The organism is Ketobacter alkanivorans, from assembly GCF_002863865.1.
In the GTDB taxonomy this organism is placed as follows: Bacteria; Pseudomonadota; Gammaproteobacteria; order Pseudomonadales; family Ketobacteraceae; genus Ketobacter; species Ketobacter alkanivorans.
This window is the reverse complement of record NZ_CP022684.1, coordinates 1,237,247-1,257,464: the sequence shown is the minus strand read 5'-3', so window position 1 is coordinate 1,257,464 and position 20,218 is coordinate 1,237,247. Positions and strand designations below refer to the sequence as shown.

Here is a 20,218-nt window from a genome sequence, read left to right as displayed (position 1 = left end):
ATAAGCTGGACCGGACATGCAGTGACCTGTTATCGATTGCAGCACATGTAATTAGTGTTGAAGGTGTCGGAGGGATTGTTAATTAACCATTTCGCGTTGTTAAAAATAGTTTAATCCATCCGGCACCTTTTATTGCTATCAGTTAATGCACAGGCGTCGTAACCAGCAGCCAGGTGATAACAGGTAATCATTTATCGATTGTCATCGAAGGAAGAACCCATGACGACTTTCTTCTTTAATCTCTACAAACTGATGCGTGCGATCTTGCATGGTGTGAGATCTGATGAAGAATTTCGCATTCTGATGTTTATCCTGCTGACATTGCTCGGAGGTGGAACGTATTTCTACTGGCATGTCGAAGGGTGGGGCGTTCTCGATTCGCTTTACTTTTGCGTAATGACAATGTCTACTGTTGGGTATGGTGATATCACTCCTACCACCGATCTCTCCAAGGGGTTTACCATTATCTATACCTTGCTGAGTGTGGGTATCTTCGCGGCAGTGATAACAAAAATTGTATCAGTCATTATGGCTGACAAGAAAGCGTCGAAAGATAGAAAGCAACGTAAAAAAGAGGTGAAGAAAAAGCTTGCCGGGATCATTGAACAATCAGTTGATCATACAGAGTCTTCGCATGGCGACGAATCAAAAGAATAGTGCAAGTAAGCAGTCAGCGTACGATTTTGCATATGCAATAATAAAGAACTCCAGACGATGACCCCGAGGAGAAAGAGAATGATTGCCGCGATCGTAGCCGCCTTCTATATTTCCGGCATCGTGTTCGCCGTTGAAGCCGCCATGAAAGTACGTACCGCACAGGGTGCCGTCGCCTGGTCGGTTTCCCTGGTATCCTTTCCATTCGTGGCGGTACCTGCCTATCTCGTGCTCGGGCGAAGCAAATTCGAAGGCATGTCAGATGCTTTCGAAAGCCGACGTGACGAGTTCGAGCGTCTATTGGCTGATATACAGTCTGAACTGGATCCATGGGAAATCCCTCCGGGCGAAGGGCCGTCCTGGCATGCCGCTATGACGCGACTCTCTGGTATGCAACTAACGCGGGGTAACCGTGTCGATCTGCTGATCAACGGTGATGCGACCTTCGACAGCATTCTCGCTGGTGTCGCCAAGGCTGAACAATATATTCTATTCCAGTTCTACATGTTCCATGATGACGGCCTTGGGCGGCGAGTAAAGGACGCTCTGATCGAGCGCGCACAGGCAGGCGTACGTGTTTATGTCCTGTATGATGAGGTTGGCAGTAGTGGACTACCGGCGAAGTATACCGAGGAGCTTCGTGCTGCAGGTATTGAAACCAGCTCCTTCAAACCCACGCAGGGAGCGCATAACCGTTTTCAGCTTAACTTTCGCAACCACCGCAAGATGGTTGTCGTTGATGGAAAAGTGGGATGGGTAGGAGGGCACAATGTTGGCGACGAATACCTGGGCCTTGATCCCGACTTCACCCCCTGGCGTGATACCCATGTAAGGCTCGAGGGACCTGTGGTTCTGCAGTTGCAAATGATCACTCTGGGCGATTGGTACTGGGCTACCCGCCAGTTCCCTGAGGTAAACTGGTCACCTGAAGTAGTTGAAGGGCATGACAGGAAAGCGCTGATTTTTCCGTTCGGGCCCGCCGATGATTTTGAAACCGCGTCGCTATTTTTCGTGACCGCGCTAAATACTGCAAAAAAGCGCATCTGGTTGTCCGCACCGTACTTTGTTCCCGACCCGGCCGTAATGAAGGCGCTGCAGCTGGCAGCCCTGCGCGGGGTGGATGTTCGTATCATCACCACGGGCAAGCCGGACAGCCTGCCGGTTTACCTGGCGGCATTTCATTACATTGAGCAATTGCGTGGCCTCGGCATCAAGTTCTATGAATACAAGCCGGGCTTTCTTCATGAGAAGGTGCTCCTCGTCGATGATGAGCTGTCGACCGTCGGCACGCCTAATTTTGATAATAGATCCTTCCGCCTGAATTTTGAGGTGACCTCGGTGATCGTCGATCGGGAATTCGCTCAAGAAATGGAAGCGATGTTCGAGGCAGATTTTGCGCATGCCGAGATAATAGATCCCGAACGACTCAAAGACCGACCACTCTGGTGGTGGGTCGGAGTTAAGCTTTCCCGGCTAGCCGCACCGGTGCTCTAAAAAACAAGAAAAGCTATTTACAAAAGTGAGGGCAGAACTCTGCCCCCCTCTTATTTTTACAAAGAAACCTTACAGCCTTAAACGCAAGTCAATTGCGGAATACAGCATACTGCAACTTCAGATTTCCAGGGATTTTCCATGGTACTACCACTGATCTCCATAATTAAGCTATTGATATTAATATGTAAAAGTGGCCCGTTTACAATCGAGTGGGAATGAGACAGGCCACAACCGGACATACTCTCTACAGCATCGGCTATGCCACCAAACCCATTGATACCTTTCTCGCTCAGCTCGAGAAGTACGGTATCAATGCGGTGGCCGATGTGCGCTCTGTGCCGTTCAGCAAAGCGTTTCACGATTACCATCAAGATGCCTTGGCCAGCACGCTCAAACAGCATGGTATTCATTACGTATACCTCGGCCAAGAGCTGGGCCCTCGCTCTAAAGAGGATCAGCATTACGATGCCAGTGGTCAGGTTCAGTTCGATCGCTTGGCCGAATCCTCGCTGTATCAGCAAGGTGTTGAGCGCCTGCTGCATGGTATAGAGAAAGGCCTGTGCATCGCATTGATGTGCGCAGAGAAAGATCCGGCGGATTGTCATCGCAGTTTGTTGGTCGGCTTTGATTTAAAGCGCCGCTTGGGTTTGGATGTGGCACACATTACTCATGATGGCGAGCTGGAATGGCAGCCGCAGATGGAACAGCGCATGGCCGACGTGCATGGCTTGGCAGGGGATTTGTTTGCCACCCCGGAACAGCAGGCCGAACTGGGGTGCCGGGCGCAATCTAAGCAGAAAGCGTACCGCAGACCTTAAAGCCAGCGGGGCTAAAGCCACTGTCATCGAGTGGAAAGCCCTGTAAATGGGCGTTCTATCACCGTGAGCACTCGATCCGTTATACTGGTGAGATAGATCAGTAACGGTTCATGAGGGGCTTGCATGGGGGGGGATACGGTGGAATTTCACCGGCGTGATATTCATTGGATGCAGTATGCGTTGGAATTGGCTCGTCAAGCCGCCTCGGAACATGAGGTTCCCGTAGGTGCTGTGATCGTACGGGATGATCAGGTGTTGGGGGAAGGCTACAACCACCCCATCGCTGCCTGTGATCCTACCTCCCACGCAGAAATCGTTGCCCTGCGTCAGGCCTGTGCCAATGAGCGCAACTACCGCATTCCCGGTTCCACACTTTATGTTACCGTTGAGCCCTGTACCATGTGTGCCGGTGCCATTCTGCACGCCCGGGTAGATCGGGTGGTGTTCGGGGCAACAGAGCCCAAGGCCGGTGCGCTGGTCAGTGCCCAACGCTTTTTTGATCAGCCTTTTGTTAATTACTCCGTGCAATACCAAGGTGGTTGTTTGGCAGAGGAGTGCAGCCAGTTGATGAGTGGTTTTTTCGAGCAGCGTAGGCAGCTGAAGCGTCAGCACAAAAGTAAGATTTAACATCAAGTCGCGTATATTTCACATAAATGGAGTTTCCCATGAGATCATCAGTATTCACCGTTTGCAGTCTGCTATTTATGAGCGTCATTTTATCCGGCTGCGCCAGTATTCCCGGCGACACCGGAGCAGAACAGGCCGAAACGATGGAGGCGCTGGTTAAACGTACCCTGGCAGACCTATACAAGCAGGAGCCTGCCACCAAAGAACAGGTCGAAAATTCAGTAGGTTATGTGATCGCAAGTAACAAGATCACCAAGGTTCCCGTTGTTGGTGCGGGCAGTGGCTATGGCGTTGGTATCAACCGTAAAACCGGAGAAAAAACCTATCTAAGAATGGTGCGCTTCGATATTGGTGGAGGTTGGGGTGCAAGAAGTGTACGGCCGGTAATGATTTTTCAGGATGAGGCCAAGTTCAAGGATTTCATCGATGGAGAATGGGAAGCCCAGGTGGGTGCCGAAGCTGCAGCCAAGATGGGGGACGCCGGTGCTGCAGGCGGATCGGGCACCGGGGATATGGCGGATGAAAAAGGCTATACCCTTCACTTCATCACCGATGCCGGGGTGTCGGCCACTGCAACGGCCGCTATTATTCGCGTAGCACCCATTAAGCTTAAGGATGACTAAAAGCTCGGTTTTATCATGAAGAGCTTACAAAAATACTTTCCCATTCTGATCTGGGGCGCTGACTATTCACGTAAGACGCTGGCAAACGATGTGATGGTTGCCTGCATTGTGACGGTCATGCTGATTCCCCAGTCGTTAGCGTACGCTCTGCTAGCAGGGTTGCCGATGCAGGTGGGTTTGTACGCCTCCATGGCACCATTGATACTCTACGCCATTTTTGGAACGTCGCGGGCGCTGGCGGTTGGGCCGGTTGCCGTTGTCAGCCTGATGACCGCAGTGGCGGTGGCAAATGTTGCCACACCGGGAACCCCTGAGTATCTGACCGCAGCCATTGCATTGGCTGTTATCTCTGGTCTGATGCTGTTGTTGATGGGGTTTCTGCGTTTGGGTTTTTTGGCGAACTTTTTAAGCCATCCGGTGATCTCCGGGTTTATTACAGCATCGGGTATACAGATTGCCACCGGGCAATTGGCACCTATCTTAGGCATAAAGGCTCACGGTGAAAGTTTTGTGGGTATCGTGCATTCCATGTTGCCAAATCTGACCAACGCCAATTTATATACTGCTGTGATGGGCATGGTTTCACTCGCCTTTCTGTTTTGGTCACGCAAGGGGCTTAAGCCCTTGCTGTGTTGGCTGGGCCTCAGCCTGCGATCTGCAGATCTGGCCGCGAAAGTCGGGCCAGTACTGACCATTGCCATCACGACTTTAGTGACCTGGCATTTTGGGCTGGCGGATTATGGGGTCAGTATTGTTGGTGTGGTGCCTGATGGCCTGCCCAGGTTGAGCATACCCGGATTTGATGCTGATTTATGGGCTGCGCTGCTGGTGCCAGCATTGCTGATTGCGGTTGTGGGTTACGTCGAGTCGGTTTCGGTGGCGTTAACTCTTGCGGCTAAGAAGCGTCAGAGGATCGATCCCGATCAGGAGCTGATTGCGTTGGGCGCTGCCAATATCGGTGCTGGTCTGTCCGGTGGTTTCCCGGTCACCGGAGGCCTGTCCCGCTCTGTGGTGAATTTTGAGGCCGGAGCAGAGACCCCAGCCGCCGGTGCATTCACGGCGCTGGGTATTGCGCTGGCTGCATTGCTTCTCACGCCTCTGTTATTCTTTTTACCCAAGGCAACGTTGGCGGCCATTATTATTGTTGCTGTTGTGTCGCTGGTTGATTTGGCGACGTTCAAACAGGTTTGGCATTACTCCAAAGCGGATGGTGCCGCCATGGCGTCGACCATAGTCATGACGTTGATTCAGGGGGTTGAGGTAGGCTTGCTGGTGGGTGTGGGTGTTTCCATTTTTTTGCATCTCTATAAAACCTCCAAGCCGCATGTGGCAGTGGTTGGGCAGATCCCCGGCACCATGCACTTTCGCAATGTGGAGCGTCATCAGGTGGTAACATCGCCTGATATTGTGTCGCTGCGAGTGGATGCCAGTTTCTATTTTCCCAACGCTCGCTTCCTTGAGGATACGATCAATAATGCGGTTGCCGCTAACCCAGCGGTTAAACACGTTATTTTAGAATGTCCGGCGGTGAATACCGTCGATGCGACGGCTCTGGAAAGTTTGCGTGAAATCAATCATCGGTTGCGGGATGGTGGGATCACCCTTCACCTTTCTGAGGTGAAAGGGCCGATCATGGATCAGTTAAAGCGCTCGACCTTTCTGGATGAGCTTACCGGCAAGGTTCACCTGACGCAGTTTGATGCAGTGGCGAGCATTGACCCTGAATTGGCACGCCGGACACTGGCTGCCGAATAGTTGGCGGCAGAATAGCCGTTAGTGCACCAGCGCCATGCGCATGGCTACAACACTTTGGGGCGTTGGGGTGTAACGGTGGTAGTCGCGCTCTGTGGCCCAAACCAGTGAATCATAGTAGCGGCGGATATTGCGCACGTAGAGAACCGATTGCGCCCCTGAGCGGGCGTAACCGTGGCGTGTCTTGGAGTAGTGTTCACGTCGTAACAACAGCGGCAGCTTTTCACGTACATCAAACCAGTTGTTAGGATCCTGTCCGTCGAGCTTGGCCAGGCGACGCGCATCCATCAGGTGGCCATAACCCACATTGTAGGCCGCCAGCGCAAACCAGGTGCGGTTGGGTTCATCAATGTCGATGGGCAAACGGTTGTACAGCTTTTTAAAATAGTGCGCGCCCCCAATAATGCTTTGCTCTGCATCACGACGATTCTGAACGCCCATCTCTTTGGCGGTGCGACGTGTCAGCATCATCAGGCCGCGCACCCCGGTCGGGGAGATGGCGTTTGGATTCCAAAGGGATTCCTGATAGCCAATGGCCGCCAGCAGTCGCCAGTCCATATTCAGCTCTTTGGCAACGTTTTTGAATGTGTCTTCATAACGCACCAGGCGTGAATCCAGGTGAGACAGAAACGTGCGAGCACCGACATAGTCGAATTGTCGGTGGCCAAAGAAACGGATGCGCAATTCTTCCAGCGCGCCGCTTTCGTTAACCTGATTGAAAAACATCTCCGCAGAGGTGAACAGCGAGCCATCGGTGCTGCCGGAGAAAGCCCAGGCCAACGGCTCCGGGTTTTTGAGTTCAAATGCGTTTCTAAGCTCAGGGAACACGGAACGGTAGGTGTTGAATACGTTGGAATCAAGCACCACATAGTCTGCCTGGCCATCGTTCACCATGTTGAGAAGGGCCAGCGCTGAGCTGTTGGATTTTTCTTCCCAGGTTAGTTCGGGGTGCGATTGCTGTAGTTGAGCCAGGTTTTCGGAGTGGCTGCTGCTGGCGATCACCACCAGTTTTTTACCGATCAGCTCGTCAACGGAGGCCGGGCGGCTGTGATCTGAGTGGTAAATCAGCTGCTGGGTGATTTGCTGATAAGGGGATGAAAAACGGAACTCACGGCTGCGGCGCTGGGTAACGGTGAGGCCTGCTGCTGCCATGTGTACTTCGCCTCGGCGTACAGCGCCCAGCAGTTCCCCCAGATCACTGTAGGTGCGAACTTTGAGCTTAACCCCGAGATAGTTGGCGTACGCTTGCGCCAATTCGAACTCGAAGCCGGTTTCCCGATCCAGCTCACGATAATAAGTGGTAGGGCCTTCCTGGGTGGCCACAATCAACTCCCCCTCTTGCTGAACCCGTTCCAGCAGGGGTAGTGCGGGCTGGCAGGCAGGTACCAGCAGGAACCCTGCTGCCAGCGCTGCGCCCATGATTGTTCTTATCAGCCATGTAATTGTAGCCATAGTTCAGTTCTTTGCGGAATCCCTGTTCAGGCGGTAAGTGCCTGTAATCCTTGTGCCGAATTATCCTAAATATGAGTCAAACCTCATCAAAACATGCCTTGTTTAGACTGAGGTGCTTGCTGCAATGGTGTGCGTTTAACAGTCAAAATTTGTATAAAAAGTGAACGAATTATATCGTTATCCCGCGTTAAAGTCGATTTCAATGTGTAACAGATCGCATAAAAAGGCGCTTTTATATACAAATAGTGAATTTAAATGTGATGTATTTAGCACTCTGCTTTTTTTGCAGCATCCCCCAAACTTGCCTACGCTTTATTGAAGTGACTTTTTAAAGCGGCGAGAGGCGGCAAAGCGATGGTAGCCAATGTGCGATTGATGGGTGCTCTGGGTGTGTTCGGGGTTTTGCAGGTGGGTTATCTGGCTTGGGCTGTGTCCGGATCTGAAGGCATGATGTCTGCAGTCGGTGGCGGGGTGATAGTGGCCCTGGTTGCGGCAGGTATAGCCGCTGCGATGAGCCGAGGAGGCAACTCTGGCGATGAGCAGCTGATCGGCTTTATGCAGGGTGTTATTGATGGTAATAAGCGCCTGGATGATCGCCTGCAAAGCGAATCACCGAGCCCGGTGATGGATTCGATCAACGGTTTGATGGGCCACTTTCAGGAAGTATTTGAGCGGGTTTCCGGCAACCTTGATCGTATCAAGGTCATGAGCCGAGAGCTTAACAAGTTGTCGTCAGGCGGAAACTCCAGCTTTGATAGAGAAATACAGGAAGTGCTCGATGCCATATCGTCTATGAGCGCGGCAGTACATGATGCCTCCCAGAATGCGACCACGGCTGCTCAGGCGGCGCGGGATGCCAGCAGAGAGGCCGATAGTGGCCAGAACGTGGTGAATAGCGTCACCGGCTCGATTCATTCTCTGGCGGATGAGGTAGAGCGGGCGGCCACTGCCATCCAGAAACTGGAGGCGGATACCGAGTCCATCGGTGCGATTCTGGAAGTCATTCGTGGTATCGCCGATCAAACCAACCTGCTGGCGTTGAACGCTGCAATCGAGGCAGCAAGGGCCGGAGAGCAGGGCCGAGGCTTTGCGGTAGTGGCGGACGAAGTACGTACCCTGGCCCAGCGCACACAGGAAGCAACCCAGGAAATTAACGACATGATTGCCCGTCTGCAGGATGGTTCCAAGAATGCAGTGGGGGTGATGGCCGAGGGCCGTAGACAGGCCGAGTTGAGTGTGGAGCAAGCCCAAAAAGCGGGTGAATCCTTGCAAGCTATTACCGGTGCCATAGGGTCAATCAGTTCCATGAATGAACAGATCGCCGCTGCAGTTGAACAGCAAACGGCGGCAGCGGATGCCATCAACCGCACCCTGCGTGGCATGGGCGATTCCGCCTCCAGAAACGACAATCAGGGCAAGCAGCTGGGTCGTTTGAAGCAGGAAATTGAAAGTACCGCTCACGAGCTGGAAAATATCGTCAACCGTTACGTAAGCTAGGCCTTCACGTTATTGCGTGCTAATCGTAAAGGAGCAGTGGCAGTCGCCATTGCTCCTTTCTCCCCCCCCTCAGTTCCTTTATAATCCCCGCTTTCCTTTTTCACTCCTTTAGCCAGCCGAGACCCAGATGTTACAGCTTCGTGGTGCCCCCGCTTTATCCTCATTCCGTCGTGACAAACTGCTAGCCGAACTTCAGGCCCAAGTATCTGAAATAAAAGGGCTATATGCTGAGTTTATGCATTTTGCCGAGTTGTCCGAAGTGCTTTCAGAGGATGAAAGCCGGGTGTTGGAGACGATTCTGCAGTATGGCCCCAGTCAAGCTGCCGAAGAACCCGGCGGCACGCTGATTCTGGTGGTGCCGCGCCCTGGCACTATTTCCCCCTGGTCGTCCAAGGCCACCGACATTGCCCACAACTGTAGTTTGAGCAAGGTGCTGCGGCTTGAACGTGGGGTGGCCTATTATCTGACGGCTGACAGTGCGTTGAGTGCGCAACAGATACTGCGGGCGGCGGCGCTGTTGCACGATCGCATGGTGGAGGCGGTGATGCTGGATCTGGCGGAGGCCGAGGCGCTGTTCCGTCACGATGAACCTGCTCCCCTCACGCAGGTTGATATTCTGGAAGGGGGGCGAGATGCACTGGCGAGAGCCAACTCTGATCTGGGTTTGGCCCTGGCGGAAGACGAGATCGATTACTTAGTGGAGAGCTTTAAAGAGCTGCAGCGCAACCCGACTGATGTTGAGTTGATGATGTTTGCTCAGGCAAACTCTGAACACTGCCGACACAAGATATTCAATGCTGATTGGACTGTAGATGGTGAGCCTCAGCCCCACTCCCTGTTCAAGATGATCAAAAACACCTATCAGGTCGGTGGCGAGGGCGTGCTTTCAGCATACGCCGACAACGCATCGGTGATTGAGGGTTGTGAGGCAGGGCGCTTTTACCCTGATCCTGTCAGCAAGGAGTACGAATTCCATCAGGAGTGGGTCCATATCCTGATGAAGGTGGAAACACACAATCACCCGACCGCCATTGCGCCGTTCCCTGGTGCGGCCACCGGTGCTGGGGGTGAAATCCGCGATGAAGGGGCAACAGGGCGTGGTTCGCGACCAAAGGCCGGCCTCACTGGTTTTACGGTATCCAACCTGAATATCCCAGGCTTCAAACAGCCCTGGGAGGGTAACTACGGCAAACCCGATCGTATCGTATCGGCGCTGGATATCATGATTGAGGGCCCTTTAGGGGGAGCCGGTTTTAACAATGAGTTTGGGCGCCCAAATATCAACGGATATTTCCGTACCTACGAAGATCAGGTTACAACGCTCAATGGCCAGGAAGTTCGTGGTTATCACAAGCCTATAATGATCGCCGGTGGGCTGGGTAATATCAAAGCCGAGCATGTCGAGAAAGGCGGCATTCCGGTTGGCGCCAAACTGATCGTATTAGGCGGCCCGGCCATGTTGATCGGCTTGGGCGGCGGTGCGGCTTCCTCCATGGCCACAGGCGCCAGCGCCGAGGATTTGGATTTTGCCTCGGTACAGCGGGACAACCCCGAAATTGAGCGCCGTTGCCAGGAGGTCATTGACCAATGCTGGCAGCGAGGCGAGGCCAACCCCATCAGCTTTATTCACGACGTTGGTGCCGGTGGTTTGAGTAATGCCATGCCCGAGTTGGTGAAGGATGGTGGCCGTGGTGGTAAGTTCGACTTGCGCGCCGTACCCAACGACGAACCCAGCATGTCGCCCCTGGCCATCTGGTGTAATGAATCCCAAGAGCGTTATGTCATGGCGGTGGCGCCGGAAAACCTATCGGTGTTCGACGCCATCTGTAAGCGTGAACGGTGCCCCTATGCTGTGATTGGCGAAGCCACAGAAGCCATGCACCTGGCGGTTCATGATCAACATTTCAATAATGATCCTGTGGATCTGCCCATGCCGGTGTTGTTCGGCAAGCCCCCCAAAATGCTGCGTGAATACAACCAGCAGTCGGTGGCGTTGCCCAAGTTGGATCTGACGGGTGTGGATGTAAAAGATGCCGCTTACCGCGTGTTGCGCTTACCCGCTGTGGCCAGTAAAAAGTTCCTCATCACCATCGGTGATCGCACCGTAACCGGCCTGGTGACACGGGATCAGTTTGTGGGCCCGTGGCAGGTGCCCGTAGCCGATCTGGCAGTTACCACCGCGACACTGGACACCTATCGAGGTGAGGCCATGTCAATGGGTGAGCGTACCCCGGCCGCCTTGATCAATGCCCCGGCGTCAGGTCGTATGGCCATTGGTGAGGCTATCACCAATATCGCGTGTGCCCGCATTGATAAGCTGTCTGATGTGCGCCTTTCCGCCAACTGGATGTGTGCCGCCGGTTATCCCGGTGAGGATCAGGCACTGTTCGAAACCGTAAAAACAGTGGGTATGGAGCTGTGTCCGGCGTTGGGCATCACCATTCCTGTAGGCAAAGATTCCATGTCCATGCGTACGGTATGGCAGGATGAAAGTGAACAGAAGAGTGTGACCGCACCGCTGTCTCTGATCATCTCGGCGTTCTCTCCTGTATTGGATGTTCGCAAAACGGTAACGCCTCAACTGCAGCCAGAGGCGGATAGCCGCTTATTGCTGATTGATCTGGGTAACGGAAAAAATCGCTTGGGTGCCAGTGCGTTGGCGCAGGTGTACAACCAGCTGGGCGATGAGTGTGCCGACCTAGACAACGCCGAGCAGTTGAAGTCGTTCTTTGACTTAATGCAATCCCTGCTGCAGGACGACAAGTTGCTCGCGTATCACGATCGTTCAGACGGTGGTTTGCTGGCCACGTTGTGTGAGATGGCGTTTGCCGGGCACAGTGGTTTGACCGCTGACATCACTGAGTTGGGTGAAGTGATACCAGCCTTGTTTAATGAAGAGCTGGGGGCTGTTGTGCAAGTGCGCTCCGCCGATGCCTCTGCCATCGCAACCCACTGTCGACAGCAAGGCTTGACGCTGGTTGATCTGGGTGCGCCCGTTGCCGGTGCCAACGTTACGATTATGCATAACGGCCAACCTGTGCTGGAAGAGTCTCGAATTGCTCTGGAGCAGGCCTGGGCAGAAACCAGTTTCCGTATTCAAACCCTGCGGGATAACAGTGAGTGTGCGCAGCAGGAATACGATCAGATCGCCCGTGCAGATGATCCTGGTTTTTCGCCGAAGCTGAGCTTTGATCCCCAGGAGAATATTGCTGCACCCATGATCAATAGCGGAGCACGTCCGAGGGTAATGGTGCTGCGGGAGCAGGGTGTAAACGGTCATATTGAAATGGCAGGTGCGTTCCACAAGGCGGGCTTTAACCCGATCGATGTGCATATGAGCGATATTCTTGCCGGCGATGTGACTTTGAACGGTTTTCACGGTTTGGTAGCCTGCGGCGGTTTCTCATACGGTGACGTATTGGGTGCCGGCGAGGGTTGGGCCAAGTCTATTTTGTTTAACCGACAGGCTCGCGATCAGTTCCAGGCATTCTTTCAGCGTGACGATGCTTTTGCTCTGGGGGTGTGTAACGGCTGTCAGATGATGAGTAATCTTCATGAGTTGATTCCGGGCGCTGAATATTGGCCCCACTTTGTGCGTAACCAATCGGAGCGGTTTGAGGCTCGGGTGAGCATGGTGGAGATACCGAAATCCAATTCGGTTCTGTTGCAGGGCATGGAAGGTTCTCAGTTGCCCATCGCCGTCGCCCATGGTGAAGGTCGTGCCGAATTCAAAGCGCCGGATCAGATTGATCAGGCCCGCCAGGCCGGAGGCATCGCACTGCAATATGTCGACAACTGGGGTCAGGTCACAGAAACCTACCCAGCCAATCCTAATGGCTCGCCACAGGGTATTGCAGGCCTCACCAACTCCGACGGTCGCATCACCATCATGATGCCGCACCCTGAGCGGGTTTATCGCACGGTACAGAACTCCTGGTATCCAAAAGGATGGGGCGAAGACGGTGTTTGGCTGCGATTATTCCGTAACGGCAGAAAGTGGTTGGGATGAACGCCCAAGCCCGGTGCTGATACCAAAAAATAATGTAAAGAGAGTGAGTGTATGAAAATCAAAATGGTTGAGGCTTCCAGCATTTTATTAGTTGCAGCGCTGTCGGTTGGTGCATGCAGTAATGATGATGTCAGACGTGCAGAGCTTGCCAAGGATCATGTGCACAAGCTCAACAAAGCGTCCGAGTTTTTCTATATTGAGCATAAAGCCTGCCCTGAATCGCCCAACGATCTGGCGAAGCTGTTTGTTGGTAATGAAAACAGCGACGTGGACTTCTCGAAGGACCCTTGGGGCAATGACTTCGTCATGTATCAGGCGGGTAAGGCCTGTCACTTTAAATCGCTTGGCTCTGATGGCAAAGAAGGCGGTGAGGGTTACGCCGCCGATATTATGCAGGAGCCAGCGGCGGAGGCTGGGCAAGCAGGCTGATGTATAAGCTGGTGTTCTTCGTGCCAGAAGCCCATAAGTCCGCGGTGAAACAAGCACTGTTCGCTGTGGGCGCGGGCAAAATAGGCGATTACGATCAATGCTGCTGGGAAACTTTGGGGCAGGGGCAGTTTCGACCCCTGGCCGGGGCCAATCCTTACATTGGTCAAGCTGGTGAAGTGGAGTCGGTGTCAGAGTATCGGGTTGAATTGGTGTGCGAGGACCATCTCATTGCGGCGGCGGTTGATGCTCTGAAACACGCCCACCCCTATGAAGAGCCCGCCTACGATGTCATCAGGCTCGAAGCGATCTAGGCCCAGGTTAGCCGATAGCCAGGCTGGTGGGCTTGCGGTTGCTCCAGTAAACGATTTTTCTATTCAGAATCTGCGCATCGATGGGTTTGCATAAATAATCGTTCATTCCCGCCTGCAGACACAGGTGCCTGTCTTCTGACATGGCGTTGGCGGTTACCGCGATAATCGGTAAGTTTGAATACTGTTTGTTCAGGTTGCGTATTTTCTTGGTGGCTTCAAATCCGTCCATGATGGGCATCTGACAGTCCATCAGCACAATGTCCACGGCATGCTTCTCCAGGCGCTCCAACGCTTCCTCACCGTTATTGGCACTGAATATTTCGTAGCCGTGTTTGTTCAGTAAGCCTTTGATCACCAGTTGATTGACTGGGTTATCCTCTACCACCAGTACAGTGAGTGCTGAATTAACGTGATGAATCTGCCTGCTGTGATCTTCATTCTGGCCATTGATTGTATTGGTTTGATAGTGGCACGGTATCGAAACCGTGAAGGTGGTGCCAACGTTTGCTTGAGAGGTAAAACTGATGCTTCCTCCCATTTTATCCAGCAGTGATTTTACAACGGTAAGGCCGATTCCCAATCCCCCATAACTGCGCTTGGCCGATGGCTTGTTGTTTCTGAACGTCTCGAAAATAGCATCGTGATTTTCAGGGGCGATACCTGCGCCAGTATCTGCAACACGGATCTCCAATTGCATCAGCCGACTTTCTGGCTGGATGGTACGGCTTTCAACGCAGACATCGATGTGACCTTCGTGAGTGAACTTCACAGCGTTATCCAGCAGATTGTTAATGATCTGGCTTAGGCGCAGTGGATCACCGAACAGAATCAATGGCGTGTTCTCGCTGATGGTCACGTTGAGTTGAATGCCTCGTTTGGCACAATTATCGGTAAACAGCGATTGTGATCGCTCAATCAGTTCGTGGATTTTTAACGGCTCACTCTGAATGCTTAGCTTTCCGGATTGGAGTTCGGTGTAGGCGAGCAGGCTGTCCACCATCATCATCATCTGGCGGGCGGAGTGGTCGGCAAAATTCAAATAGGGGTTTTGCTTTTGATCTCCATCAATATGCTGTAGATGTTGCAGGCAACCCAGTACTCCGTTCATGGGGGTACGCAGCTCGTGGCTGATGGTGGCAAGAAATTCATCCTTGAGTTGATTGGCCTGCAGTAAGCGATCGTTCATCTCCTTCAGATTCTGCTTGGATTCCCGCTCCATTCGGGCTTTCTCTTTGTTGATTTGATGCAGGCGCTCCGCCAGGGCAAAAGAGAGCACGACAATTTCAACTGCTGAGCCGATCATCAGGGAGTTCATGGTGAAGAAGTTGGCCGGCAGCCAGCCCATCGAGGCTGAGGCGAGCGCTACCGCACCCAGCATCAGGGTAAAGTAGGCCAGTAGAAATAGCTTTGCCGTAGGGTTGCCTTTCAGGCTTTCCTGAATAGAGCCAATCAGCATAATGCTGGAGACCACCAGGGCAAAACCGATCACTGTTCTGATCACCAGCTCATAAGGCAGCACCAGGCTCACCAGTGCTGCCGCCGCTTCCAGCACCACCAATAGATTGAACAGGTAGTACATCAGCTGGGAGTTGTTGCGCAGATCCATCACCCGCTGCCCGAAGGCGAGGATAAACAGGCCAACCGCACAGACAGAAAACGGTAACATAAACTCGTTGATTTGCGGTTGCTGAGGCCAGATGTATTCGAAGCCATAACCGGTCATGCAGAGCTGGAATGTGCCCAGCGAAAGAATGTAAGTGATGTAGTAGAAGTAGGATACGTCTCTGACGGTAGCCAGCAGGCACAGGTTGTAAACGAACATCAGGAACAAAATGCCGAAGTAGACGCCATCGGTCAGTAATTTCGGACGTTGCATATCGTAGAAGGTAGAGGGCTCCCAAATGGAAATGGGCATACGCAGGGAGCTGGTACTTTTGACCCGCACGTAGATATCCAGTGTCTCGCCGGGCTTAAAATCCACCGGGAATAGAAACCAGCTGCTATCAATCGGGCGGCTGGCGAAAGGGCGGGCATCACCGGTCTGCCATTGCTGTATCAGTTCGCTGTTGTGCGCAACGTAGAGTTCCACTTCATCCAGTAGCGAATACTCAATGGAGAAAAATCGTCGCGTGGGGGCCGCATCCGCCTGTAAATGGAAGCGACCGTGAAGCCAGAAAGAGGAGCTGGAGTAACCTTTATTCAGCACCCCTTCAACACCTGGGGTAAACAGATCCTGATACGTGTTCTCCAGCATGGAGTCGATCGTCAGGTCAGAGGCGGCGTCCTCCAGATGGGAGAAAAAATGGTTAGCTGCACCATCTTCACTAATCGTGTTTATATCCTGGCTGTCTGCATAGCAGGCGGTGGCACCGTACAGCGCAACTGCAAACACTAATTGAAGGAATTTCAGAACATTACGAGAAAACAACATCGACCCCGCATAGGTGCTAAAGCTACTTAATTGAGTGTAGCAGTGGCTACCAGCGCTGCCTGTATATTGCTGGATTTAACGTCAGAATGTGATGTCAGTGCTTGCGATAGGGTGGTTGCAAATCTTCAATGCGCACCGGGTATTGCTCGGTTTTGCGATCTTCGAAATACAGCTTCAGGGTGCGGTATATAGTGGGAAAAGCCAGCTCATTCCAAGGAATGTCTTGTTCTTCAAAGAGTTGGGTTTCAAGGCTTTCTACCCCAACGCCATATTTGCCTTCAATCACCTCGCCTCTGAAGAACATGTATACCTGGCTGATATGGGGCAGATTGAACACGGTATAGAGCCCATGCAAATCCACCTCGGCCTCTGCCTCCTCAATGGTTTCACGGGCAGCGGCTTGGGCGGTGGTCTCACCATTTTCCATAAACCCGGCGGGAAGCGTCCAATAACCTTTGCGTGGCTCGATGGCGCGGCGGCAGAGCAGTACTTTGCCTTCATAAACAGGCAGGGTGCCGGCGATGATGCGGGGGTTGATATAGTGGATAACGCCGCAGTCGGTGCAAACGTGGCGTTCCCGGTTGTCACCTTCGGGGATTTTTACTGAAACCTGGGATCCGCACTCGCTGCAAAACTTCATTGTTACACTGGCCGCCGTTGAACACGGGGCCAGTATATAGCGAATGCCTTAAGAATCCCAATGGCTCAAGCGCGGCGGAACGGAACAACCTTGCCTGCTTCAACTTCTCTCGATGGCGTATTGATGTAATCCGCGGAGGCGTTGCCAGTGGCATCGTTCAGGGCTTGGCGCAAGCGATCAAATGAATCGTGCATCATCCCGGAGATTGCGATACAGGCGGCCATTGGGCTTTTTGCCCGGCGTCGCTCCATATCCACACGGAACTGCAGGCCGCGCAATTTGCGTCGATACTGTTCCGGTGCTTCCTGAATCAGTTGGTCACACAGTTGAATGCGCAGTCTTTCCAGTTGCTCTGGATCCCGCTGCGCCATTTCCCTAAGCTTGTCGAACTCCGGTAAATCGTAGCTCATGGGTAATACCTCTTTCAGCTAGCCAATCACGCCTGGGTGTCTTGGCTTCCTGCCCCCAATGTGAAAATACGAATCTTTGTGAAATTACGAGTTATCAGGAACGAGCCAATAACTAATTAAGTTATAAAAACTTGCATTCCTTGAATCCTATACTACTCTTACCGGCCCGCTTGTATAGCCTTGACGTTTTGCTCGAACTCTGCCCAATCCCCTGTTATTAACATTGTTCTACTTATAACCTTGACGACTAAGGCTGAAAAATCAGACAGTTAATGCTGCCCCTATACGCTTTGTTTCAGAGCGTTGTGATTTTGTTGTTACATAGAATTATTCGTTATAAGAGGGTGGAATTTAGCCTTGAATCCTTCCATATAAGAAGGCATGTTGTTGATCATCGTTATAAATTTCAGTCATCTGCGCTTTCTAGTGTTCCGATTCGGACTAGAAGGTGATTAGTGTTTTTGGAGGATCTATGGCGGACTGGCTGGACCAGATTCGAAGTAATGCACCCCAACACCATCCCGGTGCGGCGGTATTGGACGCCGCTGAGGCGGCGGTGTTGATTGCAATAACCGACCACAGCCACGAGCCCGAAGTGGTGTTGACGCGCCGAGCCGATCATCTTTCCAGCCATGCCGGCGAGGTGGCGTTCCCTGGTGGCAAGCGCGATCCTGAGGACACCAGTATCTTCCAGACGGCATTGCGGGAAAGCCATGAGGAAATTCTGCTGCCACCTGATCAGGTTGAAATGATCGGCGCCATGCCGGTTTCTGTATCCAAAATGGGACTGAAAGTTTTGCCGGTAATCGGTATCATTCCCCACCAATTGGAGCTGGTGGCCAGTGAGGACGAGATCGACAGTATTTTCCGGGTACCGCTGCGCTATTTTCTGGATACACCGCCACCTGACTTTACCGAAAAAGAATATAAGGGCGTGCGTTACCGCATCCCCTGTTATCACTATGAAGGTTATGTGATCTGGGGGTTAACGGCCTATTTCATCACGGACTGTTTTAACCGGATCTTTGACACGGGCTTTGAGTTAGTGATGCCGCGGCCGTTGCCTGAGAGTGGCACAGCCAGGGCTAACCGTGGTGAACATGAACACAACAAGGGGAAAGCATGATTTATCGACTGGGTGAGAAGCAGGTTGAGATTCGTGGCACGGACTATTTTGTAGCCCACAACGCCACCGTTATTGGTTCGGTGATTCTGGAAAACGATGCCAGCATCTGGTTTAACTGTGTGGTGCGGGGCGACAACGATCCTATCACCATCGGCGAGGGCACCAACATTCAGGATGGTTCGGTGCTGCATACCGACGCAGGCGTGCCAATGAATATCGGCAAGTATGTAACGGTGGGCCACAAGGTGATGCTGCATGGGTGTGAGATCGGGGATAACAGCCTGATCGGTATCAATGCGGTGGTGCTGAATAATGCCAAGATCGGAAAAAACTGCATTATTGGAGCGAACGCGCTGATCCCGGAAGGTAAAGTGATTCCCGATAACAGTATGGTGTTGGGCTCTCCCGGTAAAGTGGTGAAAGAGCTTACGGAAAAACACCAGATGATCATCAAAATGAGTGCTTTGCACTATGTGGAAAACTTCAAACGATATCAGCGAGACTTTCAGGTAGATGAGCGATTCCAGTAGTAACGCGAAACCCGAAATAGTACTTTCCCCTTGTGTCGGTGTCTGCGCGTTGGATGAAGATGACGTATGTATCGGTTGCCTGCGTTCCGGGCAGGAGATCACGCAATGGGGTTACGTAGACAACGACGGCAAGCGCGACATTCTTAAAAACGTTGAAGAGCGTCTGCGCAACAGCAATTGACCCGTTCTGAAGATCTGAAATAGGGATTGAATATGACAACCAGCACCACCCTAGGCACCCCCCTTTCCAGTAGCGCCACTCGTGTATTGATGTGCGGATGTGGTGAATTGGGCAAGGAGGTGGTGATTGAACTGCAGCGTCTGGGCTGTGAGGTCATCGCGGTCGATCGCTATGCCAATGCCCCGGCCATGCAGGTAGCCCATCGCAGCCACGTGATTTCCATGCTGGACGGAGCCGCATTGCGCGCTGTGATCGAGCAGGAGCAGCCCCATTTCATCGTGCCTGAAATCGAGGCCATTGCCACCGATACGTTACTGGAGCTGGAACAGGAAGGGTTTACCGTGGTGCCTACGGCCCGTGCCGCCAGTCTTACCATGAATCGGGAAGGTATTCGCCGTTTGGCTGCGGAAGAGCTGGGTCTGAAGACATCGCCTTATCGTTTTGCCGCCTCCAAAGAACAGTATCTCGAGGCCATAGACGCTATCGGTTTGCCTTGTGTGGTGAAGCCTATTATGAGCTCTTCCGGTAAAGGTCAAAGCACCCTTAAATCGGCGGCCGATATCGAGCAAGCCTGGGATTATGCGCAAGCAGGCGGCCGTGCCGGTGCAGGCAAGGTTATTGTCGAAGGGTTTGTTGATTTCGATTTTGAGATCACCTTGCTTACGGTACGTCATGAAGGCGGAACCACTTTCTGCGCGCCCATCGGCCATCGTCAGGAGGAAGGTGATTATCGCGAATCCTGGCAGCCTCAGCCGATGAGCGAGCAGGCATTACAGAAAGCCCAGCAAGTCGGAGTGGCTATCACAGAAGCCCTGGGCGGGCGTGGTCTGTTCGGTGTGGAGCTGTTTATAAAAGGTGACGAGGTAATCTTCAGCGAGGTGTCGCCGCGCCCCCACGATACTGGTATGGTCACCATGATCTCTCAGGATTTGTCTGAATTTGCCTTGCATGCCCGCGCTATTCTTGGTTTGCCGATTCCCGTTATTCGCCAGTTTGGCCCTGCTGCATCGGCGGTGATCCTGGTGAAAGGTGCATCCACCACTATGCGTTATGGCAATCTGACAGAGGCCCTGCGGGAGCCGGACACGCAACTGCGTTTATTTGGTAAACCCGAAATCAATGGCAGCCGCCGCCTTGGTGTGGCACTGGCGTTGGCAGAGGATGTTAACACCGCAGTGGACAAAGCTTGTGCGGTGGCTGCTAAAGTCGATGTAAGTTTTTAGGATGAAATTGG

General features: G+C 52.8%; 18 protein-coding genes. 14 read left to right on the top strand and 4 right to left on the bottom strand.

What is annotated here, in order from left to right:
• Nucleotides 1-219 precede the first annotated feature (219 nt).
• From Kalk_RS05320 to Kalk_RS05295, 6 genes are all read left to right on the top strand, one after another.
• Entirely contained in the window at nucleotides 220-657 is a 438-nt protein-coding gene (locus Kalk_RS05320) for a potassium channel family protein (protein ID WP_101893217.1), read from the top strand.
• A 78-nt stretch (nucleotides 658-735) separates the two neighbouring features.
• The gene (gene cls, locus Kalk_RS05315) at nucleotides 736-2,148 is read left to right on the top strand and encodes a cardiolipin synthase (protein ID WP_199768015.1); all 1,413 of its coding nucleotides are present in this window, start codon (nucleotides 736-738) and stop codon (nucleotides 2,146-2,148) included.
• Nucleotides 2,149-2,363: 215 nt separating this feature from the next.
• Entirely contained in the window at nucleotides 2,364-2,966 is a 603-nt protein-coding gene (locus Kalk_RS05310; protein ID WP_101893215.1) for a DUF488 domain-containing protein, read from the top strand.
• 123 nt (nucleotides 2,967-3,089) lie between these two features.
• On the top strand, nucleotides 3,090-3,593 hold the full coding sequence (gene tadA, locus Kalk_RS05305; protein ID WP_199768014.1) for a tRNA adenosine(34) deaminase TadA: 504 nt from the start codon (nucleotides 3,090-3,092) through the stop codon (nucleotides 3,591-3,593).
• 38 nt (nucleotides 3,594-3,631) lie between these two features.
• The gene (locus tag Kalk_RS05300) at nucleotides 3,632-4,216 is read left to right on the top strand and encodes a lipid-binding SYLF domain-containing protein (protein WP_101893214.1); all 585 of its coding nucleotides are present in this window, start codon (nucleotides 3,632-3,634) and stop codon (nucleotides 4,214-4,216) included.
• Nucleotides 4,217-4,231: 15 nt separating this feature from the next.
• Nucleotides 4,232-5,971 (top strand): SulP family inorganic anion transporter, encoded by a 1,740-nt coding sequence (locus Kalk_RS05295; RefSeq protein WP_101893213.1) that lies wholly within the window; start codon nucleotides 4,232-4,234, stop codon nucleotides 5,969-5,971.
• Between the two features lie 18 nt (nucleotides 5,972-5,989).
• On the opposite strand, the gene mltF is transcribed toward Kalk_RS05295, so the two are convergent.
• Nucleotides 5,990-7,420 (bottom strand): membrane-bound lytic murein transglycosylase MltF, encoded by a 1,431-nt coding sequence (gene mltF / locus Kalk_RS05290; RefSeq protein WP_101893212.1) that lies wholly within the window; start codon nucleotides 7,418-7,420, stop codon nucleotides 5,990-5,992.
• Nucleotides 7,421-7,774: 354 nt separating this feature from the next.
• On the opposite strand from mltF, the gene Kalk_RS05285 reads away from it, so the two are divergent.
• The 4 genes from Kalk_RS05285 to Kalk_RS05270 all read left to right on the top strand — a co-directional run bounded on the left by Kalk_RS05285 (nucleotide 7,775) and on the right by Kalk_RS05270 (nucleotide 13,666).
• Nucleotides 7,775-8,917 (top strand): methyl-accepting chemotaxis protein, encoded by a 1,143-nt coding sequence (locus Kalk_RS05285; protein WP_101893211.1) that lies wholly within the window; start codon nucleotides 7,775-7,777, stop codon nucleotides 8,915-8,917.
• Between the two features lie 127 nt (nucleotides 8,918-9,044).
• Nucleotides 9,045-12,926 carry a phosphoribosylformylglycinamidine synthase gene (purL, locus tag Kalk_RS05280; RefSeq protein ID WP_101893210.1) on the top strand — a complete coding sequence of 1,294 codons (3,882 nt, stop codon included), beginning with the start codon at nucleotides 9,045-9,047 and terminating at the stop codon, nucleotides 12,924-12,926.
• Between the two features lie 51 nt (nucleotides 12,927-12,977).
• A complete protein-coding gene (locus Kalk_RS05275) occupies nucleotides 12,978-13,355 on the top strand; it encodes a type II secretion system protein GspG (RefSeq protein WP_101893209.1) in 378 nt (125 codons plus the stop codon).
• Nucleotides 13,355-13,666 carry a Nif3-like dinuclear metal center hexameric protein gene (locus Kalk_RS05270; RefSeq protein ID WP_101893208.1) on the top strand — a complete coding sequence of 104 codons (312 nt, stop codon included), beginning with the start codon at nucleotides 13,355-13,357 and terminating at the stop codon, nucleotides 13,664-13,666. Before Kalk_RS05275 ends, Kalk_RS05270 begins: the two co-directional genes overlap by 1 nt.
• A 7-nt stretch (nucleotides 13,667-13,673) precedes the next feature.
• Here Kalk_RS05270 and Kalk_RS05265 read toward each other — a convergent pair whose 3' ends face one another.
• The 3 genes from Kalk_RS05265 to Kalk_RS05255 all read right to left on the bottom strand — a co-directional run bounded on the left by Kalk_RS05265 (nucleotide 13,674) and on the right by Kalk_RS05255 (nucleotide 17,147).
• Nucleotides 13,674-16,097: a hybrid sensor histidine kinase/response regulator gene (locus tag Kalk_RS05265; protein WP_101893207.1), complete on the bottom strand. Its 2,424-nt coding sequence runs from the start codon at nucleotides 16,095-16,097 to the stop codon at nucleotides 13,674-13,676.
• 94 nt (nucleotides 16,098-16,191) lie between these two features.
• The gene (locus Kalk_RS05260) at nucleotides 16,192-16,737 is read right to left on the bottom strand and encodes an NUDIX hydrolase (RefSeq protein ID WP_101893206.1); all 546 of its coding nucleotides are present in this window, start codon (nucleotides 16,735-16,737) and stop codon (nucleotides 16,192-16,194) included.
• Nucleotides 16,738-16,802: 65 nt separating this feature from the next.
• Nucleotides 16,803-17,147, bottom strand: a complete 345-nt coding sequence (locus tag Kalk_RS05255) for a DUF3135 domain-containing protein (RefSeq protein WP_101893205.1) — start codon at nucleotides 17,145-17,147, stop codon at nucleotides 16,803-16,805.
• 472 nt (nucleotides 17,148-17,619) lie between these two features.
• Here Kalk_RS05255 and Kalk_RS05250 point away from each other — a divergent pair, with 472 nt between their 5' ends.
• From Kalk_RS05250 to purT, 4 genes are read left to right on the top strand one after another with little or no spacing between them, the layout of a single operon-like run.
• Nucleotides 17,620-18,273 carry a CoA pyrophosphatase gene (locus tag Kalk_RS05250; RefSeq protein ID WP_101893204.1) on the top strand — a complete coding sequence of 218 codons (654 nt, stop codon included), beginning with the start codon at nucleotides 17,620-17,622 and terminating at the stop codon, nucleotides 18,271-18,273.
• Entirely contained in the window at nucleotides 18,270-18,803 is a 534-nt protein-coding gene (locus Kalk_RS05245) for a gamma carbonic anhydrase family protein (protein WP_101893203.1), read from the top strand. The genes Kalk_RS05250 and Kalk_RS05245 overlap by 4 nt, the downstream gene beginning before the upstream one ends.
• Entirely contained in the window at nucleotides 18,787-18,984 is a 198-nt protein-coding gene (locus tag Kalk_RS05240; protein WP_101893202.1) for a DUF1289 domain-containing protein, read from the top strand. Before Kalk_RS05245 ends, Kalk_RS05240 begins: the two co-directional genes overlap by 17 nt.
• A 32-nt stretch (nucleotides 18,985-19,016) precedes the next feature.
• Nucleotides 19,017-20,207, top strand: a complete 1,191-nt coding sequence (gene purT, locus Kalk_RS05235; RefSeq protein ID WP_101893201.1) for a formate-dependent phosphoribosylglycinamide formyltransferase — start codon at nucleotides 19,017-19,019, stop codon at nucleotides 20,205-20,207.
• Nucleotides 20,208-20,218 lie beyond the last annotated feature (11 nt).

Coding starts and splice junctions, on each gene's coding strand:
- Kalk_RS05240 (WP_101893202.1), top strand. CDS start 18,787: ATGAGCGATTCCAGTAGTAACGCGAAACCCGAAATAGTACTTTCCCCT.
- Kalk_RS05295 (WP_101893213.1), top strand. CDS start 4,232: ATGAAGAGCTTACAAAAATACTTTCCCATTCTGATCTGGGGCGCTGAC.
- cls (WP_199768015.1), top strand. CDS start 736: ATGATTGCCGCGATCGTAGCCGCCTTCTATATTTCCGGCATCGTGTTC.
- Kalk_RS05310 (WP_101893215.1), top strand. CDS start 2,364: ATGAGACAGGCCACAACCGGACATACTCTCTACAGCATCGGCTATGCC.
- Kalk_RS05300 (WP_101893214.1), top strand. CDS start 3,632: ATGAGATCATCAGTATTCACCGTTTGCAGTCTGCTATTTATGAGCGTC.
- Kalk_RS05320 (WP_101893217.1), top strand. CDS start 220: ATGACGACTTTCTTCTTTAATCTCTACAAACTGATGCGTGCGATCTTG.
- Kalk_RS05275 (WP_101893209.1), top strand. CDS start 12,978: ATGAAAATCAAAATGGTTGAGGCTTCCAGCATTTTATTAGTTGCAGCG.
- Kalk_RS05270 (WP_101893208.1), top strand. CDS start 13,355: ATGTATAAGCTGGTGTTCTTCGTGCCAGAAGCCCATAAGTCCGCGGTG.
- Kalk_RS05285 (WP_101893211.1), top strand. CDS start 7,775: ATGGTAGCCAATGTGCGATTGATGGGTGCTCTGGGTGTGTTCGGGGTT.
- mltF (WP_101893212.1), bottom strand. CDS start 7,420: ATGGCTACAATTACATGGCTGATAAGAACAATCATGGGCGCAGCGCTG.
- Kalk_RS05255 (WP_101893205.1), bottom strand. CDS start 17,147: ATGAGCTACGATTTACCGGAGTTCGACAAGCTTAGGGAAATGGCGCAG.
- purL (WP_101893210.1), top strand. CDS start 9,045: ATGTTACAGCTTCGTGGTGCCCCCGCTTTATCCTCATTCCGTCGTGAC.
- tadA (WP_199768014.1), top strand. CDS start 3,090: ATGGGGGGGGATACGGTGGAATTTCACCGGCGTGATATTCATTGGATG.
- purT (WP_101893201.1), top strand. CDS start 19,017: ATGACAACCAGCACCACCCTAGGCACCCCCCTTTCCAGTAGCGCCACT.
- Kalk_RS05260 (WP_101893206.1), bottom strand. CDS start 16,737: ATGAAGTTTTGCAGCGAGTGCGGATCCCAGGTTTCAGTAAAAATCCCC.
- Kalk_RS05250 (WP_101893204.1), top strand. CDS start 17,620: ATGGCGGACTGGCTGGACCAGATTCGAAGTAATGCACCCCAACACCAT.
- Kalk_RS05265 (WP_101893207.1), bottom strand. CDS start 16,097: ATGTTGTTTTCTCGTAATGTTCTGAAATTCCTTCAATTAGTGTTTGCA.
- Kalk_RS05245 (WP_101893203.1), top strand. CDS start 18,270: ATGATTTATCGACTGGGTGAGAAGCAGGTTGAGATTCGTGGCACGGAC.